The sequence below is a fragment of the Microtetraspora malaysiensis genome (genome assembly GCF_050947145.1).
GTDB lineage: Bacteria > Actinomycetota > Actinomycetes > Streptosporangiales > Streptosporangiaceae > Microtetraspora_A > Microtetraspora_A malaysiensis.
The window spans coordinates 6,173,214-6,192,049 of the sequence record NZ_CP191998.1; the positions used below are offsets into that span (position 1 = coordinate 6,173,214).

Consider the following 18,836-nt stretch of genomic DNA (forward strand, 5'->3'; position numbering starts at 1 on the left):
AACGCCCCGTCCAAGCAGGGTGCCCGGGCAGTGAACGCTAGCGGGTTCTGGTGCCGGTGCGCCGCGAAGTTCGAGGCGGAAGCCGTTCGGCCATGCTGATCCCCAGAAACCGTACGCCCGCGATGGCTAGGCTCGTACGGTGAGCGCCGGAAGAACCTTGGTCCTGTGGGACATCGACCACACCCTGATCACCATCGGCGGCCTCAGTCGCGACATCTACGCCGACGCCTTCCGGTCCGCGACCGGCCAGGTCATGCGGCAGCTCGCCGACATGGCGGGCCGTACCGAACGGGCAATCGCGGCGGACACCCTGCGCCTGCATCACATCGAGGCTTCCGATCACCTCCTCCAGTCCTTCGGCGTCGCACTGGCCGAGTCCTTCCTGACCTACGAGCCAGCGATCAGAACCGGCGCCCGGGTGCTCGACGGAGCGAGGGAGGTCCTAATCGCGCTCGCCGACCGCCCGGACGTCGTCCAGTCCGTGCTCACCGGGAACATGGAGCCGATCGCGATCGGCAAGCTCAGGGCGTTCGACCTCGACCGGTTCGTGGACTTCGACGCGGGCGCGTATGGGATGGACCACGAGGAGCGTCCGGAGTTGGTACGGCTGGCGCAGCAACGCGCGACCGCGAAGTACGGGCGCGCCTTCACCGCGGGCAACACGGTTCTGATCGGGGACACGCCCAACGACGTCCTGGCTGGGCACCTCGGTGGCGCGCGAGTGGTCGCCGTCGCCACCGGTTCGTGCGGGGCCGACGTCCTGCGCGAGGCGGGTGCCGAGGTCGTTCTCACCGACCTCAGCGACACTCCCGCTGTCATCCGCGCGGTTCTCGGCGTGACCAACGGGGCTCAGTAGGACGCCGCCCACACCTCTTCCGCGAGATCACGCACCTGCGGCACCTTCTTGTGGGCGGACAGGTCGTCCATGAACTCGGTGAAGCGCTCTCGCACCCGTGCCGAACCGACGGCGGAGGACATCCGGTGCGCGCTCCCGCCCATGACCGCCGCATGGGCGACCTCCCCCTTGCTCAGATACGCGGCGGCCAACCGGATCGTGTAATGCGCCAGATCTCTGGCGTGCTCCGGCGTCCTCGACCGTACGAGTGAGATCGTGTACTCGATTTCCGAGATCGCCTCGCCCGCCAGCCCCAGGTCCAAGAAACAGGCGCCGCGCTGGGCGGAGAGCTCGATCTCCCCCACGTATCCGACCCAGCGAGGCTCCTCCTCACCTGCCGTGCCGGCGTACGCGGCCTGTGCCAGATCCAGGCTGCGCCTGCACGCGTCGACCTCACCGAGGCGGGCAAGGGCGCGTGCGACGCGGTTGTGCGCGCTCACGCGAGCACCTGGCGATGCCCCCGCTCTGGTGAGATCGGTCGCGGTGCGAGCCAGGGCAAGCGCCTTGCTCGGTTGGTCGCGGTAGAGAGCATGCAGGCTCATGTAGCCGAGGGCATGCCCAGCCAGGGAGAGATCGTCTGCCTCGTGCGCCGCGTAGATGGTGGCGGTGAGATACCGGCTGGCTTCCGCATGCCTGCTCGCGTCGATGGACAGCCAGCCCGCGATCTGGGTGAGGCCCGCCATGGCCAGATACAGGCGACGTCTCTCGTCCGCTCGAAGGGCGGGCGAGCCGAACAGATCGGCCGCCGCCTGCGCCTGGCCTGCCACAACCTCGCACAGCTCATTCCCGCCGAACTCCGCGTCCAGGCGGTACAGCCGATCGAGCAACGCCTCGACCGACTCCACGGTGAACCCGGGAGGCAGCACCGCCCCGGCACCAACGGCTGGAGATACCAGCAGCGAAACGACGTCCCCATTTTCGGAAATTTCCGAGAAGAGCGCTTTCTCGTCCATTTGCAGGGCCCTGCCGAACAGCAACCTGTAACGCTCACTGGGGGTGCCGATCTTTCCCGATTCCCACCGGCGGATGGACCGGACAAGCGTTTCGTGATCCGGCAGGGCATCCGAATCCCTCCCCGCGGCCTCGCGCAGCTTGCGGGCCATCGTGTGCACGTCCCACAGGCGCGCCTTGCGTTCGGCCCTGATACGAGCAGACCAAGACGACATCATCGGACAAACACCCCCAGGACTTCGCGGCGGAACGTACGGGCTTTCTTGTGCCGATATTGAGGCGACGAAGGCGTGCCAAATCTGGCGCGCCCGTGAATGTATCGCTAATCGAATGGCGACGATACATCCGATACGAAGGAACGCCGTCGCGTCCGGCGGTGAAACCTCCGCTCGGCCTTCTTCCTCGAACGCCACTCCCTCGGCCGGGGCATGCTTCGTTTCACCCGCGCGCGGCCTGGACGGAGCATCACGGCACGCCGTTCGATCATGAACGGTTCCCTCCGGACTGGTACGGTCCCGCCCCTCGAGGCGGGTGCCGTACGGCGGACTGTGTGGATCAGGCAACGGCGACGAGCGGGCGATCCATCACGCTGGACAGGATGCGCAGGGTGCCCTGGTCGAGTTCGTCGATGCCGCCGGTCACCGCCCTGAGCATGTTGCGTTCGGCTCGGACGGCACCGCGGATGTTCTGCTCGTGATGGGTGAAGGTGTTGATCGCCTGGACCACTCCCCACGCCGTGCCCCGCCAGGGAGCCACTCGCAGGTCGTGATTCCACAGCTTGGTGAGGGTGTCGCGCTTGCTCTCGGCCATGGTGCGACTACGGCCTCGCTGATCCGGCATCGGCGTGTGGGCGTCCAGGAACTTCTCCCATTGCCGGCCGGTGACCTCCACCCGGCATAGGGCGCGGACCGCTGCCGAGAACTCGTCGGCCAGCGCGTAGACGATGTTCAGCGCGTCGCGGGCTTCGGCAAGCCGCAGCTTGGAGTGCCTGGAGTGCTTGATCTTGACCTGCTGGCCGCGTTCGGCGAGCCCGGCGGCCATGGTGTTGTCGCACACGATGTTGGTCACCGCCCGCTTGAAGGTTGTGGCGAGCGACCCGTCGAACGACGTCGCCGCGAACAGGTGGGGCCGGAACTCGACTCCTTCGGGCGTCACGATGTTGTCAGGGACCTCGACCGACACCCAGGCGACCGCCCCGCCTCTCAGCAGACCGGCCGAGCCGATCGACAGATCGGCGTCCAGCAGCCGGGAGACGTTGTTGATCAGCCACTCGACGTAGGGGTGCGGCTCGTAGCCATCGGAGAAGATCCCCATGACGTGCCCGTTGTCGCTGCGCAGGATCGCCTGCCGGTCGGGGACCTGCTCGAGCCCGCCGCGCGGATCCTCCACGTAGATCGGTCGCGAGAGGGCCTGCCAGCCGAACAGCCGCCGCTTGACGTCGTCGACCGGAATGGGACCGACGTAGTGGTTCGGCTCCTCGCCCTGCATGCTGGCGCGGTAGTGCCAGGCGGTGCCGCGCTTACCGGTGAAGCCGATCAGCGTGTTGGCGTTCAGCCACTCCAGAGACTCCCTGGACATGTCTTCTCCTTCTGGTTCGAAACGAAAAGGCACCGGCCGGGGCCGGTGCGCTCGTGTTGCGTGAGGCAGGGCTTTCCTGGACCCATTCACTCCTGGGTCAGGGCGCGGGCCATGCGCGCGACGAGGTCGTGGTCAGCCCCGTCGATCTCGATGCGGCAGGCGGACGCCTCCCCGGACGCGGTCAGCACGCACGTGGCGGTGCCGACGTGCCAGCGGGCAACCAGCCACCGCCCTTCGTCCGCAACGTGTGCGGCGGGGATGAGGCGGCGCAGGCGGCCGGCGAATCGGGCCCGCTGAGCATCCGCTACCGCAGCCTCGGTCAGGCGTTCCCGGACGATGGCGAGATCTCGTTCGTACGTGGGGAGCAGTCGCCGTTTGATGTCGGCGGCGACCCGTTCCGGGCCTCGCGCGACGGCGGCGGTGATCTCGTGGCGAGCAAGGCCGTATCCGGCCTCTCCGCCCGTGTGTCCAGCGATGATCTTCACGCGTTCCGGGCGCTTCCACACCCGGTGGACGACCAGGCATGCGCCATCCCGACGGACCAGATACACCGGCTGATCTTCGGCGATCTCGGCGGTGAAGCCGTCCAGCAAGGGCGCGAGCTTGGTCGCGAACTCCTCCATGTCCTGCCTGTTCACCGTGCACGTCCTTTCTTCGAATCGGTGTCTGTGGGAGAGCGGCCGGGCAGCTGGGAAGGAGGTGACCTCGTTCTCGCGCTGAGCACCTCGCGGCGCGCAGCTCCCCGGCCCGTCGGGTACACGGGCCGTGAAGGCCCTGAAAAGCGAAAGCCCCTCGCCGTCGGGGACGAAGGGCAGGGTCTGTTCCTGTTTCTGGCGGTCAGGAGAAGCGCTCGTGGATGGCGTAGGCGAGGCGTTCCGTCAGCTCGCGATCGGCCATCCGGATCTCGATCGAGGTGCTGGCGCCCTCGCCGTACACCGCGAAGGATCCGAAGGCCGCGCCGCGCCGCCATCGCACGATGGTCTCCCGCTGTTTCTCGTTGACGGTCGCCCCGGGGAGCAGGATTTGCAGGGTCTCGACAAGATCAGCCCGCGTGATGTTCTCGGCTGTCCTGCCGCGTAGCCGTTCCCGGCAGGCGGCCAGATCGCGCAGGTAGCTGGGCAGTAGCCGGCGGGCGATCTTCCGTGCGACGTGTTCGGCGCCTCGGTTCGCGGTCACGGTGATCTGATGCCGTCGCAGGTCCGGGAAGAGAGCACCGCTTCCGTCCGGGTAGACCCCGAGCACGATGACGCGCCCCTCCTGTCTCCACCGCGGGTGGACGACGAGCCGGGCCTCGTCTGAACCGATCAGGTAGGCGGGATGGCCGGGCCGGATCAGCGGACTGAACCCGTCCAGGTGCCCGGCGATCTGGGTGACGAGATCGTCGATGTCGGCAGCTTCCACGGCGAAGCCTCCTTTTCGTGATGTCACTTGTCTTGCGCGAGTTAGGCGAGGAACCGGTAGATCTCACGGCAGGGAGTGCCGCATTGGGCACAGCGGCAGCCGTCGGCTGCGATCCAGGACGTGTTCGGTGATACCGATCAGTGCGGCCGAGCGCGGGAGCACTCGCCTCATCCGGGCTCACCATCCCTCGGGGAGGGTCGGGCGCGCGCCCTGCGGGTATCGCCGTGCCTGTGCCTCGATCTCCCCGGCCATGTCCGCGCAGTTCACTTCCGAGGTGATCGACGGAGGAAGCCCGTGGTCCAGGGCCATGCTGATCAGGTGCGCGAGCCGGTAGCCCGGATCGATCGACAACGCCCGTTCGATCGCGACGCGCGCCAGCGAACCATCCCCGGACCCGAATGCGGTGAACGCCAGCAGCGAGAGCGGGGCGGTGGCGAACTCCGGCGGCACCCTGCGCGCGATCTGGCCCCACAACCGGACGTGCGTCTCCTGGTCGTACCGTCCGATGAAGGTCATCGCGGCGTCGCGGACGAAGATGGCGGTCAGGCGGATGCCGAGCCAGGCCACGTCATCGGCGTCCAGTTCCTGCTCAGCCTGTGCGCACTCCAGGGCGGCGGCGATCCGGTCGGCGCCCTCGTGGTACCAGTCGTGATCGGCATCGAGCAGGCTTCGGACGCGGGCGCAGGCGGCGCGGGTCGCAGCGTTCACCCGGTCCCGGTCCTGCCCTTCGACGGGAGCCAGTGTGTCGGCCAGCGCCGCCCGGTCCGGGCGCGCCACGAACCCGGCGAACACTGCGGTTGCAACGGCCGCGCTGGCGGTCGGCTCGTACGGGACGCCCTCAGGCGGGCAGCACCCCGCCTCCGTGCACGTGTAGGACCAGTAGCGGCCCTCTTCTGCGCGCAGCGCGTCGACGATCTCGATCCCGGCTGCCTTCAACGCGTCGGTGACGGCGTCGATGATGGGCGTGACCTGGGCGCCGGTGCCGTATCCGATCAGCATCACCTGCCGTGCCATGTTGCGGGTGAGGATGCCGGTCAGGTGCCGTGCCAGCCTTGGCGTGTCGGCCGGGTCGGAGGGCAGGTCGAAGCGCACCGTTCCGCCGACGGTGTGGTTTTCGGTGTCGAGCACGGTCGCCACGAGGCTCGCTTCCGGGTGGAAGCCGAGCAGGTAGGGCACCACGGCGATGAGATCAGCGGGTGAGGACAGCCGTATGGTCGGGATGGTGGTCATGAGGAACCTCCAGACATGACGAAGCCCTCGGCGGGACGCCGAGGGCCGGTAAGGGCAGGGCAGGAGGGGGTTTCAGCAGCGCTCGACCCGCACCCCGCCACGCGGGCCGAGGAAGATCCGCCGGTCGGGGTAGTCGAGCGCATCGCGAGAGTCGTACAGGCTGATCTCGCAGTCGTCGCTCACGCAGGGCGTGAGGCTCTCGATATCGGAGAGGAATCGGCAGGCCGCTGCCTGGCTGGCGTGGGCGACGGCGTAGTCGAACGGTGTGTCAGGCCTGGTCCTGCTTGATTCACCGGCCAGGCAGCGAGTCACCCAGGCGTGTACGTGCCGGACGGCGTGCGTGATGTCCAGACCGTAGCTGTCGACGTGTATCAGCACCATGTCCCACCAGACGTGCAAGGCCTGGGAGAAGGCGGCATCGTACAGCCGTTCCGAGGTGAGTCGATGAGCTTGATCGAGCTGGCTGATCAGCTCGGCCTTGGCCGAGTCGTAGCGCTCGCGCGTCGTACAGGCGTTGCGGCGGACGAAGGACTCCAGAGACTCCATACGTGATCACTTCCTGAGGTTCTTGATGGCACCCGGCGGCCCAGCTGCGAAACGGCCGCCGAGCGGTGGCGGTCAGCGAATCCGGACGGCAGGGAACTTGTCACCCCCTGCGGCAGGCGTACTCCTCCTCAGCGGTCAGCAGGACCACCTGGAGTTCGGAGACACCGTCGCGGAGGGCACAGGCGATGCGGTGCCAGCCGTCGATGATGAACGGCCCGGCATCGGGGATCGGCACGGCGATCAGCGGGACGGACAGATCGACGGCCCCGATGCGGGCGTCTTCGATCCGGATCGCACCCAAGTAGCCGCGCCACGCGTCAGGGGCGAGCCGCCCGGTGGGCTTCCGACCCGTCGCGTACGACTTGGCCATCGTGACATTCCAGGACCATGCGAGGAAGTGGAAGGACTCGTTCATGCCTGGGCCTCTGCAGCGGCGGCCAGCTTCTCCGTCGTCTTCAGGAACCGCTGCGCGGCCTCGCACCGGGCCTCGGCCATGGCCTGCTCGAACAGTCCGCCGTGCCCTACGGGCGGCATGTCGATCAGGTGGTGTTCGGCCTGCTGGCGGGCGTGCGTCATCGCCATGGCGACTCCAAAGGTGTGAGTGAGGTGCGACAGTCGGCGTTACCAGGCGCGGCGCGCCAGATGATGCGGTCGCACGGTGGTACTGGTCGCGTGGATCTCGCAGTCGCGGTAGTCCAGCGCGTCGACGAAGCAGCGGGAGCAGCGGATCAACCGCGTCCGCGCGCCGGATGACCGGTTGGTGTGCGTGGCGTCGATCCAGAGATGAGTGTTCCGCAGGCAGCCGAGACAGGTGATCATCTCAGCGTCCTTGGGCATCGGCGTGAGCGTGGCCGTCACCCCGTACTCGGGTTCCCTGGACGGGTCAGCAGCCGGAATCAACGTCGTGGTGTCCGCCCGCACCGCGCCGATCGCAATCACCCGCATCACCCGGCCACCGGTGAACACGGTCAGGTCCCCCACGGCCCATCCCGGATCAGCGGCAGAATTCGCCTCCACAGAAACGCTCCTCTCACAGTGGTTGTCCGTCCGGAGCAGCCTGTGGTGCCGCCCCGGCCGGGATCGCGGACTCGCGCCAGGAGAAACACGAAACCCCGGTGCACTGGAATGCTGAGATCGGGCCAGCCGGACGGCCTGGCCCGGAACCGCTGGCCGCGCGCGTCGGCCTTCCCATCAGCCCAGCAGCCGGTCCGGACCGCCCCGAACGTGCGTGCCTGAAGGCCGTCTGCGACCAGAGCCGTGAGCGCGGCGGCTATCTCATCCGTCGACGCGTGCCCCCTCAGATACGGGTCGTCCTGAGAGCAGCGAAGGCTTCCGCACACGGCGAGTCGAGGCGTTCGCGGCGCGTACAACGGCGCGAACACTCTCATTTAAATACGGTGGCCGGAATGGCCCGACCGTCCGCTCCCGGTGCGCTCTCCCTTCAATTTGAGCATCCGGGCGAACGGTCGACATTCCGACCACCGTAGCTGTTCACGGCGTAAGTGAGTGAGGCCGGGGAACAGCGCAGGAGAACGTCACAGCACCGTCCGCGCCAGGCGTGTACCGGCGAATTTCGCTCTCATATAAATACGGATGGCGAGACCGTCCAATCGTCCGGCCACCTCCAAGATTCTTCACCGCTTTACTTCTCACGAGAGCACGCACTGCCCCATAAGAAAGGGCCATAGAGAAAAGGCCCCAGAGCGGCCTCTGGAGCCCTTTCTTCCGACCTTACGTCAGTCGCCCACGGTTTCGGTGCCGCTGTGAGCTATCGCGCTTCTGGCGTCGTCAAGGCGCTCTGACAGTTCCAGCCATTCCGCCCGCGCGGCGTCGCGCACCCGGATCACGTTACGGCGGGAACCGTACGCGCCCCCGTACCGCGTCTGAGCGATCCTGCTGAGGATGCCCGCACGCCCCAGGTCGTCCGCCTGGGATGCCATGTCCATGGCCTCAGCGATGACCGGGAAGTCCCGGCCGTCGCCGAACGCCTGCCTAAAGATGGCCGCACTGTTCTGCGCCACGCAGTACGACACGGCCGCGTGCGTGACGTTCTCAGCGTGCGGCAGGCCGCGCATGAGCTGAACGCCGGGCGTGGCGTCGATCTCTCCCGGGGGAACATCGATCCGATAGCCGTTCCGCGCAGCCGCGTCTCGCACCGCCCACCGCCGTAGCGTCGTCCGCGTGACCACCATCTCGCCGCCATCGCGCCGGACGTAGACCCACGCGGGTTCGGCGGCCGTACTCTCCGATGCCGTCCGGCACGACGCGATGATGTCCCGCAGACGCTGCGCGAACAGTAGGACGGCGTCTTGCGTGACGTCGTCCGACACGTCATCCGTGCCGTACGGTGCGTGCCCCTGTTTGACCTCGGCTATTCAGTCGGCATTTCGCACTGAAGATCAATAATGAAAGAAGGTGCCTCCGGCCTGCGATGATCGGATTGCCTAGATCACGAGATCGCAGAGAACGGACGCACCTTCCGGGTGAACAGTACGGCATGGGACCGCCGCTTGTCCGTACGCGTGGACGGCAAGGGCTTGATAGGGCACGCCGGAGCCGTGCTCTTACGTAAATGCGCTGATCAGACAGGGTTGACCGGGGCACTGGGCGCCGTGTTCGCCCGACTGGGCACCGTGCCGGTATGGGACCGGGGCGTAGTGCTCATCCAACTGGCGGTCGCGATCACGCTCGGGGCCACCAGCATGCGCCAGATCGTGTTGCTGGCCCACCAAGAGGCGCTGTTCGGGGCCCCACCCTCGGACTCCACCGTGCGGCGGAGCCTGGAACCGGTCGGTGAAGGCGAGCGGCTGAGGATCTGGATCGCGCGGGCCAGGGCGCGGGTGCGCCGGCACGTGTGGACGCTGATCGCGCAGCGCGAGGCCGGATTCCCCTGGCTGCAGGTGGCCGGAAAAGTGCTCACCGGGTGGGTCGTCATCGACATCGACGCGACCCTCATCACCGCGCATTCGCCCAAGGAAGGCGCGGCGGCCACGTTCAAGAAGACCTGGGGTTTTCATCCGCTGGGTGCGTGGTGTGCCAACACCCAGGAATCGCTGGCGATGCTGCTGCGCAAAGGGTCGGCGGGCTCGAACACGGTGGCCGATCACCTGGAGGTGCTGGCTGCGGCGATCGAGCAGATCCCCGCCCGGTGGCGGGCCAAGCTGCTGATCCGCATCGACGGTGCGGGCGCCACCCATGACCTGCTGGAACGGCTGGAGAAGCTGAACACCACGCGGCGGACGGTGCGCTTCACCGTCGGATGGACGATCACCGAGGTGGATGAGGCGGCGATCGCCGCCCTGCCCACGATGGCGTGGGAGGCGGCGCTACGCCAGGACGGCACCGTGCATCCTCAGGCCGGCGTCGCCGAACTGACCGGCGTCAACGCCCGCGCCGGGATGTGGAAGGTGCGTCTGCTGGTGCGCCGGGGCAAACCCTCGGGCCGGCATGCGGCGAAGCTCACGGCGTTGGAGAAGCAGACCGGGTGGAAGTACTCGATCATCGCGACCAACATGGGCCCGCGGGGGATGCGGGGCGTGCCCGGTAGCCATCAGGCGCAGTTCATCGACGTGCTGCACCGCTCGCACGCGAGCGTGGAGGACCGGGTGCGGACCAGCAAGGCCATGGGCTTGCGTAATCTGCCGTCCAAGACCTGGAACGTGAATGTCGGGTGGGTGCTGGCGGCCAACATCGCCGCCGATCTGGACGCCTGGACTCGCCTGCTGGGCCTGTACGACGACGCCGAGCTGGCTCGGGCCGAACCGCAGACGATGCGGTACTGCCTGTGGCACCTGCCCGCCCGGCTCGTCTCCCACGCCCGCCGCCGCATCGTGAAGATCAGTGCTACCTGGCCGTGGAGACAGGCGTTCCTGACGTGCTGGGCGCGCCTGTGCGCGCTTCCGGCACCCACATGACCAGCTTGAACGTGTCTCGTCGATCCCAGAAAGGAGCAGTTGCGGTCCTGTCGCGGCCCGTGGAACCGCCGTCCACCCGAGCGTCTCGGGCAGGCCGCCGTACCAGTCGCCCGCAACGAACGTGACGATCAGGCGGAAACCTCCGTCAGCCGAAGCTGATCAGGGAGGATGACCACCCCGTGAGTCATCGAGGTTGACGACGGTCGCGCTCCCGTCCATCCGCTTGCGGGACCGCGTGGCATCGACCGTACGGCAGTAGCCGCGCGCCAGCTTCTGAATCTCCACCCAGTCTCCCGAAGTCACGCGCACCATGTCTTCCGGCGTTAGCTTCTCCCCCGGAACGTTCGCGGGAACACACTTTCCGGGAATTCCGTTCGCCATGATTTTTCTCCGATCCGATCCAACGTAGCACACCATTCGTGCCACGCCTTTCTTTTGTCAGTTCAATTGAACATCGGAACGGCGACCAAATCAATGACATTCGGCGAGCCTTTGCAATACTTTCCCAGAATAACGACAGATCGACACACCTTCGAAAGGTGTAAAATTTGACGACCGGCGAACGAGAGCATCCAAAACAGAATCCGGATGGCTGAAATAAGAATACTGGAGGTGCGATCCGATTAATTAAAGACCGGGAACTCGTATAAAACAGTTTTCCCCGCCCCATGATTACGCGGTCCCCGCCTGTCAGTCGAGTCGGCGACAGGCCGAGGGCACCGCAGCCTGACCTCGTGCCTTTGGAACTTCCCCTCAGCCACTCTCAGCCGGCCGCCCATCGGCCGACGGCTGGTCGTCCGACCGGCTCAACGGCTACGGACTGGATGGGCAGTTCACACTCGCTCCCATCCGCTATCCAGACGAGGCCCGAGACAAGTCCGCGAGGCTGGGACGAAGGGAGGCGCGGCATCAGTACGCCTGTTTGGTGGCCCAGGCGGCAGTTCGGAATGCGAGCGAGATCAGGCGATCCCGCTCGCGCCCTCGGAGGCACGACAAGCCCGTCCATGCCCAAAGCTGCGCGAGGATTATCCGGCTCGTCGAGGCCGAAACGCCGTTCTCCTGGATCACGGCAGATAGGCGGACGGCAACCACGCGCCACTTTCTCGAATAGCGCTGGCTCGGCTACGTGCCGGCCTTCTCCCGCAGTCATCCCATCGCCAGGAGCGCAAATTCACAACGGGCAGAGGAACCATCTTGGCCTCCGTAAGCGGCCTCTGTATACATCCCTCACAGAGGGAGGACAGGATGAGCTGGGCGAGTAGATCGCGCAGGTGGCACTCAATCTCGTCCCGCTATGGGTGCGGAACGTGCCGGCTTCGCGGCCAACCGTTCCGTTCCACCGCGACCGCCTTCAATTCGAGGACACGGCCTAAATCAGAACCTCACCGGGAGCGGCAGTATTCACTGCGAATCTGCCGAACAAACTCCTGTGCACTCACTTTCTGCTTATTCCGATCCAACACGTAATCCGTTCCAGCTATATCCTTCGGTATCCCATTGCGCAGAAAAGCGGACCCGAAGGTGAAATCGTCGGTCAATCGGGCCGTAGCATCGATGTTCTCCGGAACGGACGGTGACAGTTTCATCACGATGGTCGCGAACCCACTGGAATCACCAAGAACGACCTCGCCACCCTGCCTCATCGCACCGATCGGCTGAGAGACCTTCCAAATGAGCTGTTCATTGGAGTGGTCGGTCACCTCAAAGGATGCCAGCTGTTCGCCGGGGCAGAGGGCGACAACAAACCGCAATTGACCGTCCCCGGATAGGCCGATCCCCACCGGGCGCACTGGAGGATCCCCGAGCGTCGGAACGCAGGCCGCTAATGCGATCACGCAGATTGACACGACGAGCAGTACGAGCCCGGCACCATACCGGAAGCGACGGTCTCTCATGATTACGCGAGAACCTCCCTAGCATTGATACAATATCACCCTTAGACGCAGCTCAGGCCTGGAGTATTTTCAGTAGCGAGCATGCCGATGATCAGGACACAGGGATCGGCAGTACTTTCTGTACGCCTAGCCCCGGAAGCTACTCTCCCAAAACCTTTCACCGCTCCTATCCGGAATCTCGGCTGTGTCCGCTATTCTCAGCGGACACAGCCGTCAAGGAGGATCTCCTTCGAGGTATCGGCCACCCTAAGGCCGCACTTCGGTTCCCGGGCTGACGGGCAGGAAAGTGCACCAGCGCCGCCCTTCCGATACTTCGACGCGGGAAGACTAACAGTGATAGAGATTTCCCTGCAGATCGGCCTCCCGTTCATATACGTTCGCACAGCCGCGCGACAAGCCCGTCCCGTAGGTGTAATAGACGAGGAAGGTCGGCCAGAAATTAAACTTCTTGTAATAGAACTCGAACTGCGTGGTGTGCTGGAGCTCGTGATACAGGACTTCCTTACGCAATTCGGATGGCGGCACATCGTTGAGAAATGTGTTTCCGATCGTCGTGCCGCCATCGCCGAAGTGCTCACCCTTCTCCAGTCCATAGCACACCGTTATCGGCCGCCAGCGGTCCGCTTCGCATTTGCCGCCTTGACGAACTGCCCATTTCTGCACTTCCCCGTTGAGGCTTTTCGCATCTAGACGAGGCGAAAGCCCGGCAAGGAACTGGAACAGTTTTAGTGGGGTGCCAAAAAGGGACAGAATCGGGCCAGTAACACTGGCGGTGCGAGTCAACTCGCAGCCATCTGCGGGATGCGCAGCACGCCCAATGGTTCGGTCAGGAGGATTGCGCCGCGCTGAACCCCGACACACTGTGGAACATCGAGGCCGGTCTCACCCTCTCCGGGGCCGATCTCGCCCGGGCGGAGGAGCAGCGTGTCCGGCTATATGCCGAGGTCTCGCGCTTCTTTCAGGACTTCGACGTGCTTGCTCTGCCCGTCAGCCAGGTTCCGCCCTTCCCTGTCGAGCTTCCGTGGCCCACCTCGATCGAGGGGGTTCCCCAGACGAGCTACCTGGACTGGATGCGCTCGGCGTACTTCATCAGCGCGACCGGACTGCCAGCGATCTCGGTGCCGTGCGGATTCACCGACGACGGGCTGCCCGTGGGGATCCAGCTCGTCGGCCGTCCGGCGGGCGACCTGGAGCTCCTCCAGATCGCGTACGCCTTCCAGACGGCCGGGCGGTCCCACTCCTCCGCCACCGCCCCGTGTGATTGACAGGCTTGCGTGCCCTGCGACGTGTGTGACCGCTCCTACGTGGCGTGCGCAACCCGCGGAGTCGGTGCAGGTGATCTGGGCCGCGGGATGCCGTAAGCCGGCAGCGGATTCCCCCTGACGGGGACGCCGGTCCCGGGCGCCTATGAGCTCACGGTGTGGTGGATCGGCCCCTGCAGCTCCGTCAACCGCTGTCCCCGTCCGCCCCAACGCAGCGCGGTGATCTCGGCGGCGATGCTGAGCGCGGTCTCCTCGGGAGTACGGGCGCCCAGATCGAGTCCGATCGGACTGGACAGCCGGCCCAGCTCCGTTTCGGTCACTCCCGCTTCCCTCAGCCGCCTGATCCGGTCGTCATGTGTACGGCGTGAGCCCATCGCGCCCACGTAGCCCGCCTCCGGCAGCCTCAGGGCGACTTCGAGCAACGGCACGTCGAACTTCGGATCGTGGGTCAGCACGCAGATCGCCGTACGGCCGTCGACGCGCCCCCCGGCGGCCTCCCGGGCCAGGTAGCGGTGCGGCCACTCGACCACCACCTCGTCCGCCGACGGGAACCGCGACACCGTCGCGAACACCGGCCGCGCGTCGCACACCGTCACCCGGTAGCCCAGGAAGGATCCGACCTTCGCCAACGCCGACGCGAAGTCGATCGCACCGAACACCAGCATCCGCGGAGGTGGGGCGAATGTGTTCACGTAGACCCGCATGCCCTCGCCGCGGCGCTGCCCGACAGGGCCGTACTCCAGCGTCTCGGTCCGTCCCGCGGCGAGCAGTCCCCATGCGTCTTCAGCCACCGCGTTGTCGACCTGCTCCGACCCGAGCGTCCCCGTGAAGGCACCGGAACGCAGCACCAGGCGCCGACCGACCCGTACCTGGTCAGGGTGCGCGATCACCGTGGCGACCGCCACCGGCCGGCCCGCTTCGGCGTCGGCGGCAAGCCCATCCAGCTCCGGGAACGTCTGGGGCGAGACCGGCTCCACGAACACGTCGATGATCCCGCCGCAGGTCAGACCGACCGCGAACGCCTCGTCGTCGGTTACGCCGTACCGGTGCAGCGCCGGCGCCCCGCTCGCCACGGCCTGCTGACCGAGCTCGTAGACCGCGCCCTCGACGCAGCCGCCGGAAACACTGCCCACGGCCTCCCCGCCGGGTCCCACGAGCATCGCCGCACCCGGAGGCCGGGGAGCCGAACGGGAAGTCGCGACCACGCTGGCCAAAGCAACGGTATGGCCGTCCCGCCACCAGGCAACGAGCTCCCGCAGCACCTCACGCATGCTTGTCTACCTCCAACTCTGCCGGACAGCGTGATCGGTTCGATCACGGCATGGCGGGCGACATCGGCCGCTGTGAAGATGCTGTCGTCGGACCACGCAGGCGGAAAGCAACGCGGGCGCCGCAGCTCCGAGTCCGGAGGCGAACATGATGGCCGCGACAGCAGAAGACACGGTCAGCCGATGAGCCGGGTGATCCCGCTTTGCAGGTCGCCGTAGGAGGCCGCAGGTCCGAGGGAGCGCTGCGGCAACTCACCGGTGGCTTCGGTGACGGCCCGCTTGGCGGCGCGGACAGCCACGGCCGGCTGGTCCGCGATGCGGGCGAGCAGCCCGGCGACGTGCTCCGTGACGTCGGCGTCGGGCACGACCGCGTTCGCCAAGCCTGCGGCGGCTGCTTCGCGCGCGCTCAGGAGCCTTCCGGTGTAGAGCAACTCGCGGGCCAGTGCCGGGCCCGCCAGGTGCACCAGACGGGCGGCGAACGCGGGGCTCGGCAGGATCCCCAGCCGGGCTATCGGCATCCCGATGCGCGCGGAGTCGGCCATCACCCGCAGATCGCAGGCCAGCGCGAGCTGGCATCCGGCGCCGGCGGCGACACCCTGGACCTGGGCGATCACCGGGACCGGGCAGCGTTCGACCGCTCGAAACGCCTGCTCCATACGCTCGAACGAGTCGTCGACCGCCCGGGGTTCGGCATCGATCCACTCGGTGATGTCAGAGCCGGCGCAGAAGGTGTCCTCGGCTCCACGCACCACGACCGCGCGCACCGCTGGCAGCCGCGACACCGCATCGAAGTGGCCCGTCAGCAGGTCCCAGTCCGCGGCTCTCAGGGCGTTGCGACGTCGCCCGGAGCCGACCATGATCTCAACGATCGAATCGCCGACGACCACGCTCACTCGCTCGCCCGCGCTTTCCCGATTCATCGCACCGCTCCCCTGTCACGGAGTTCGGCCAGCTCGGTCGCGCCGAGACCCATCGCGCCGAGCACCTCGTCGGTGTGCTGGCCGTGCTCAGGCGGGGCCGTACGGATGGCGGTCGCGGTGGCGGAGAGCTTCAGGGGTGACGCGACCATCGAGATGGTGCCCGCGATGGGATGCTCGACCTCGCCGATCATGTTCCGTGCCCGCACCTGGGGGTGCGCGAGCGCCTGGTCGACGGTATTGATCGGACCGGCCGGGACACCGGCATCGGCCAGCCTCATCCCCCATTCCCGCGCCGGCCATCGGGCGAGCGCCGCCTCGATGATCGGAAGCAGTTCATCACGGTTGCGCACACGATCTGGATTGGAGGCGAACCGCGGATCCTCCGCGAGGTCGCCGATCCCGACGGCACGGGCGAAACGCCGCCACAGACCGTCGTTGCCCGCGGCCACCATGAGGTAGCCGTCCGCGGTCGGAAAGGCCTGGTACGGGACGATCGTCGGATGAGCCGACCCGTAGCGGCGCGGCACCTTCCCCGAGGCGAAGTACCCTCCGGCCACATAGGTCAGCCAGGAGATCTGACCGTCGAGCAACGAGACATCCACCCACTGTCCTTCACCGGTTCGTTCCTTGGCACGCAGCGCGGCGAGCAGCCCGATGCAGGCCCACATGCCCGCGGCGAGGTCGGCCCCGGAAACGCCGACCCGCACCGGGGCGCCGTCCGGCTCGCCCGTCACGCTCATCACCCCGGACAGCGCCTGGGCGATCGCGTCGTACCCGGGCTCCCGCGACATGGGTCCCGTCTGTCCGTAGCCGGACACCGAGACGTACACGACACCGGGGTTGGCCGCCCGTACCTGCTCGTATCCGAGGCCGAGGCGAGCGGTCGTGCCGGGACGGAAATTCTCCACCACGATGTCCGCCGTGGCGGCCAGCCGCCCGACCAGCTCACGGCAGCGGGGATCCTTGAGGTCGACCGCGATGCCGCGCTTGTTCCGGTTGACGCTGTGAAAGTACGCGGCGTCCTCTCCCTGGAACGGCGGCCCCCACGAGCGGGTGTCGTCGCCTCCTTCGACGTTCTCCACCTTGATCACGTCTGCGCCCAGGTCCGCGAGGATCATCGTGCAGAACGGGCCGGACAGGATGCGAGACAGGTCGAGCACCCGCAGGCCTTCGAGCGCGCCCTCGTGTTCCAGCCAGGGTGAGCTCGCTCCGGAATCAGGCATTTCATCTCCGATCTGATGAACCGGCACTGCCGGCGTCTCCGGCGGCGCGAGAGGCGAACCGCCGCCTGCCGTCCGGCGCCGTCGGCCGGACCGCGAATCACTCGGCCAAGGTCGGGCGACCGGCCACTAGAAGGGGATGGCGGTGTACTTGGTCTCCAGGAACTCATGGATCCCCTCGCCGGATCCCTCCCGGCCGAGACCGGAGTGCTTGATCCCTCCGAAGGGGGCCGCCGGATCGGAGATGACACCCCTGTTGAGCGCCACCATTCCCGCCTCGAGCCGGCGGGACAACTCCATGCCCAACGACAGATCCCTGGTGTACGCGTACGCGATCAGACCCGACTGCGAGTCGTTCGCCCACCGTATGGCCGATTCGACGTCATCGAATGTGACAACCGGCGCGACGGGTCCGAAGATCTCGACATCGAGGATCTCCGCGTCGACGGGCACGTTCGTGATGAGAGTCGGCTCGAAGAAGTACCCGGGGCGGCCGAGAGACAATCCGCCGGTCGCGACCTGTCCTCCGGCGCGCTCGGCCCCGGCGACGAGACCCCTGATCTTGTCGATCTCCGGCTCGCTCACCAGTGCGCCCAGCTCGTTCGCACGGTCCAGACCCGGTCCGACGCGCATGCCCTTCATCCGCTCGACCACCATCTCGGTGAAGTCGCCGGCCAGCGAGCTGTGCACGAAGACCCGGTTCGCGGCCGTGCAGGCCGATCCGCCGTTGCGCAGCTTCGCCAGCATGAAGCCCTCGACGGCGTCCTCCAGGTCGGCGTCCGCCATCACGAGGAAAGGCGCGTTCCCGCCCAGTTCCATCGAACACTTCACGATGTTGCGCGCGGCCTCCGCGAGGAGGATGCGACCGACCTCCGTCGAACCGGTGAACGACAGAGCCCGTACTCGCGGGTCGCTGAGCAGGGTCCGCACGACCTCGCCGGCCCGGTCCGTCGTGATCAGATTGACGACTCCGTCGGGCACACCGGCCCGCGCCAGCAGTTCCACGAGCGCGATGGCGGTCAGGGGCGTCTCCGCGGCGGGCTTGAGAATCACGGGGCAGCCCGCGGCCAGGGCCGGCGCGATCTTCCGTGTCGCCATCGCGGCCGGATAGTTCCATGGCGTGATCAGCAGGGCCACTCCGATGGCCTCCCTGGTGACCATGATCCAATTGGTACCGCTGGGCGACCGGCGCATGTCCCCTTCGCAGCGGACCGCTTCCTCCGCGAACCATCGGAAGAACTCCGCCGCGTAGGCGACCTCGGCCACCGCTTCGCCCCAGGCCTTGCCGTTCTCCCTCACGATGAGCTCGGCGAATCTCTCAGACTCCGCGATCATGAGCTGCCAAGCCGTCCGCAGGATCTCGCCGCGGGCCCTGGGCGGCATCTCCGCCCAGCTTCGACGGGCCGACTCGGCGGCGTCCACCAGCGCGGCGCAGTCTTCTTCCCCGGCGCTCTCCACTGTGGTGAAAACTCCGCCGGTCGCCGGATCGACGATGTCCAGATCTTTTCGCCTGGCTTTCGGCGTGACCCAGTCCCCTCCGATGTACAGACCCGGGTGGCGGCCCGGAATGAGCACCGAGGTCGGGCCGCTGGTCTCCGTCATGATGCCGTGTCCCTAATCAGTGTTAGCGAGTCGCCTTGCGGCAGACTCGGTGGTTGGTAGCCATCCGGCGGGTGAGCACTTCTGGTCCCTGGACTTGGAGTCCTGCTGAAAGACAGTGCCCCCGCTGGTTGGCCGGGAGAGTTGATCGCTGCTG

The 18,836-nt window shown here is 66.9% G+C and carries 20 protein-coding genes; 3 read left to right on the plus strand and 17 right to left on the minus strand.

Translation table 11 applies throughout. The annotated features are described in order from the left end of the window. Positions 1 to 139 precede the first annotated feature (139 nt). Complete coding sequence (locus ACQP1V_RS29135) at positions 140 to 856, plus strand: HAD family hydrolase (RefSeq protein ID WP_433413240.1); 717 nt, start codon at positions 140 to 142, stop codon at positions 854 to 856. On the opposite strand, the gene ACQP1V_RS29140 is transcribed toward ACQP1V_RS29135, so the two are convergent. The 10 genes from ACQP1V_RS29140 to ACQP1V_RS29185 form a co-directional block, all read right to left on the minus strand. Next, a complete protein-coding gene (locus tag ACQP1V_RS29140; RefSeq protein WP_433413241.1) occupies positions 850 to 1,998 on the minus strand; it encodes a hypothetical protein in 1,149 nt (382 codons plus the stop codon). The genes ACQP1V_RS29135 and ACQP1V_RS29140 overlap by 7 nt on opposite strands. A 403-nt stretch (positions 1,999 to 2,401) precedes the next feature. Continuing rightward, entirely contained in the window at positions 2,402 to 3,424 is a 1,023-nt protein-coding gene (locus ACQP1V_RS29145; RefSeq protein ID WP_433413242.1) for a DUF932 domain-containing protein, read from the minus strand. 86 nt (positions 3,425 to 3,510) lie between these two features. After that, entirely contained in the window at positions 3,511 to 4,062 is a 552-nt protein-coding gene (locus ACQP1V_RS29150; protein WP_433413243.1) for a hypothetical protein, read from the minus strand. 199 nt (positions 4,063 to 4,261) lie between these two features. Continuing rightward, a complete protein-coding gene (locus ACQP1V_RS29155) occupies positions 4,262 to 4,825 on the minus strand; it encodes a hypothetical protein (RefSeq protein ID WP_433413244.1) in 564 nt (187 codons plus the stop codon). Positions 4,826 to 5,002: 177 nt separating this feature from the next. Then, a complete protein-coding gene (locus ACQP1V_RS29160; RefSeq protein WP_433413245.1) occupies positions 5,003 to 6,055 on the minus strand; it encodes a DUF4192 domain-containing protein in 1,053 nt (350 codons plus the stop codon). A 72-nt stretch (positions 6,056 to 6,127) separates the two neighbouring features. After that, positions 6,128 to 6,601, minus strand: coding sequence for a hypothetical protein (locus ACQP1V_RS29165; protein ID WP_433413246.1), 474 nt, complete (start codon positions 6,599 to 6,601; stop codon positions 6,128 to 6,130). A 100-nt stretch (positions 6,602 to 6,701) separates the two neighbouring features. Further along, positions 6,702 to 7,016 (minus strand): hypothetical protein, encoded by a 315-nt coding sequence (locus tag ACQP1V_RS29170; protein ID WP_433413247.1) that lies wholly within the window; start codon positions 7,014 to 7,016, stop codon positions 6,702 to 6,704. Further along, positions 7,013 to 7,183, minus strand: a complete 171-nt coding sequence (locus ACQP1V_RS29175; protein ID WP_433413248.1) for a hypothetical protein — start codon at positions 7,181 to 7,183, stop codon at positions 7,013 to 7,015. The genes ACQP1V_RS29170 and ACQP1V_RS29175 overlap by 4 nt, the downstream gene beginning before the upstream one ends. Before the next feature lie 39 nt (positions 7,184 to 7,222). Beyond that, entirely contained in the window at positions 7,223 to 7,618 is a 396-nt protein-coding gene (locus tag ACQP1V_RS29180; RefSeq protein WP_433413249.1) for a hypothetical protein, read from the minus strand. Positions 7,619 to 8,337: 719 nt separating this feature from the next. Next, the gene (locus ACQP1V_RS29185) at positions 8,338 to 8,931 is read right to left on the minus strand and encodes a hypothetical protein (RefSeq protein WP_433413250.1); all 594 of its coding nucleotides are present in this window, start codon (positions 8,929 to 8,931) and stop codon (positions 8,338 to 8,340) included. 126 nt (positions 8,932 to 9,057) lie between these two features. Between ACQP1V_RS29185 and ACQP1V_RS29190 the strand changes: the two genes are divergently transcribed. Continuing rightward, the gene (locus ACQP1V_RS29190; RefSeq protein WP_433425981.1) at positions 9,058 to 10,515 is read left to right on the plus strand and encodes an IS1380 family transposase; all 1,458 of its coding nucleotides are present in this window, start codon (positions 9,058 to 9,060) and stop codon (positions 10,513 to 10,515) included. A gap of 159 nt (positions 10,516 to 10,674) precedes the next feature. Here the strand turns inward: ACQP1V_RS29190 and ACQP1V_RS29195 are convergent, their stop codons facing one another. The 3 genes from ACQP1V_RS29195 to ACQP1V_RS29205 all read right to left on the minus strand — a co-directional run bounded on the left by ACQP1V_RS29195 (position 10,675) and on the right by ACQP1V_RS29205 (position 13,193). Then, a complete protein-coding gene (locus ACQP1V_RS29195; RefSeq protein WP_433413251.1) occupies positions 10,675 to 10,800 on the minus strand; it encodes a hypothetical protein in 126 nt (41 codons plus the stop codon). Between the two features lie 1,097 nt (positions 10,801 to 11,897). After that, positions 11,898 to 12,410 (minus strand): hypothetical protein, encoded by a 513-nt coding sequence (locus tag ACQP1V_RS29200; RefSeq protein ID WP_433413252.1) that lies wholly within the window; start codon positions 12,408 to 12,410, stop codon positions 11,898 to 11,900. 327 nt (positions 12,411 to 12,737) lie between these two features. Then, positions 12,738 to 13,193, minus strand: coding sequence for a hypothetical protein (locus ACQP1V_RS29205; protein WP_433413253.1), 456 nt, complete (start codon positions 13,191 to 13,193; stop codon positions 12,738 to 12,740). Between the two features lie 86 nt (positions 13,194 to 13,279). Here ACQP1V_RS29205 and ACQP1V_RS29210 point away from each other — a divergent pair, with 86 nt between their 5' ends. Then, positions 13,280 to 13,675, plus strand: a complete 396-nt coding sequence (locus ACQP1V_RS29210) for an amidase family protein (protein WP_433425983.1) — start codon at positions 13,280 to 13,282, stop codon at positions 13,673 to 13,675. A 140-nt stretch (positions 13,676 to 13,815) separates the two neighbouring features. On the opposite strand, the gene ACQP1V_RS29215 is transcribed toward ACQP1V_RS29210, so the two are convergent. From ACQP1V_RS29215 to ACQP1V_RS29230, 4 genes are all read right to left on the minus strand, one after another. After that, the gene (locus tag ACQP1V_RS29215) at positions 13,816 to 14,943 is read right to left on the minus strand and encodes an XdhC family protein (protein ID WP_433413254.1); all 1,128 of its coding nucleotides are present in this window, start codon (positions 14,941 to 14,943) and stop codon (positions 13,816 to 13,818) included. A gap of 173 nt (positions 14,944 to 15,116) precedes the next feature. Continuing rightward, positions 15,117 to 15,860 carry an enoyl-CoA hydratase/isomerase family protein gene (locus tag ACQP1V_RS29220; protein WP_433413255.1) on the minus strand — a complete coding sequence of 248 codons (744 nt, stop codon included), beginning with the start codon at positions 15,858 to 15,860 and terminating at the stop codon, positions 15,117 to 15,119. After that, positions 15,857 to 17,083 (minus strand): CaiB/BaiF CoA transferase family protein, encoded by a 1,227-nt coding sequence (locus ACQP1V_RS29225; protein ID WP_433413256.1) that lies wholly within the window; start codon positions 17,081 to 17,083, stop codon positions 15,857 to 15,859. Before ACQP1V_RS29225 ends, ACQP1V_RS29220 begins: the two co-directional genes overlap by 4 nt. A 126-nt stretch (positions 17,084 to 17,209) precedes the next feature. After that, entirely contained in the window at positions 17,210 to 18,682 is a 1,473-nt protein-coding gene (locus tag ACQP1V_RS29230) for an NAD-dependent succinate-semialdehyde dehydrogenase (protein WP_433413257.1), read from the minus strand. Positions 18,683 to 18,836 lie beyond the last annotated feature (154 nt).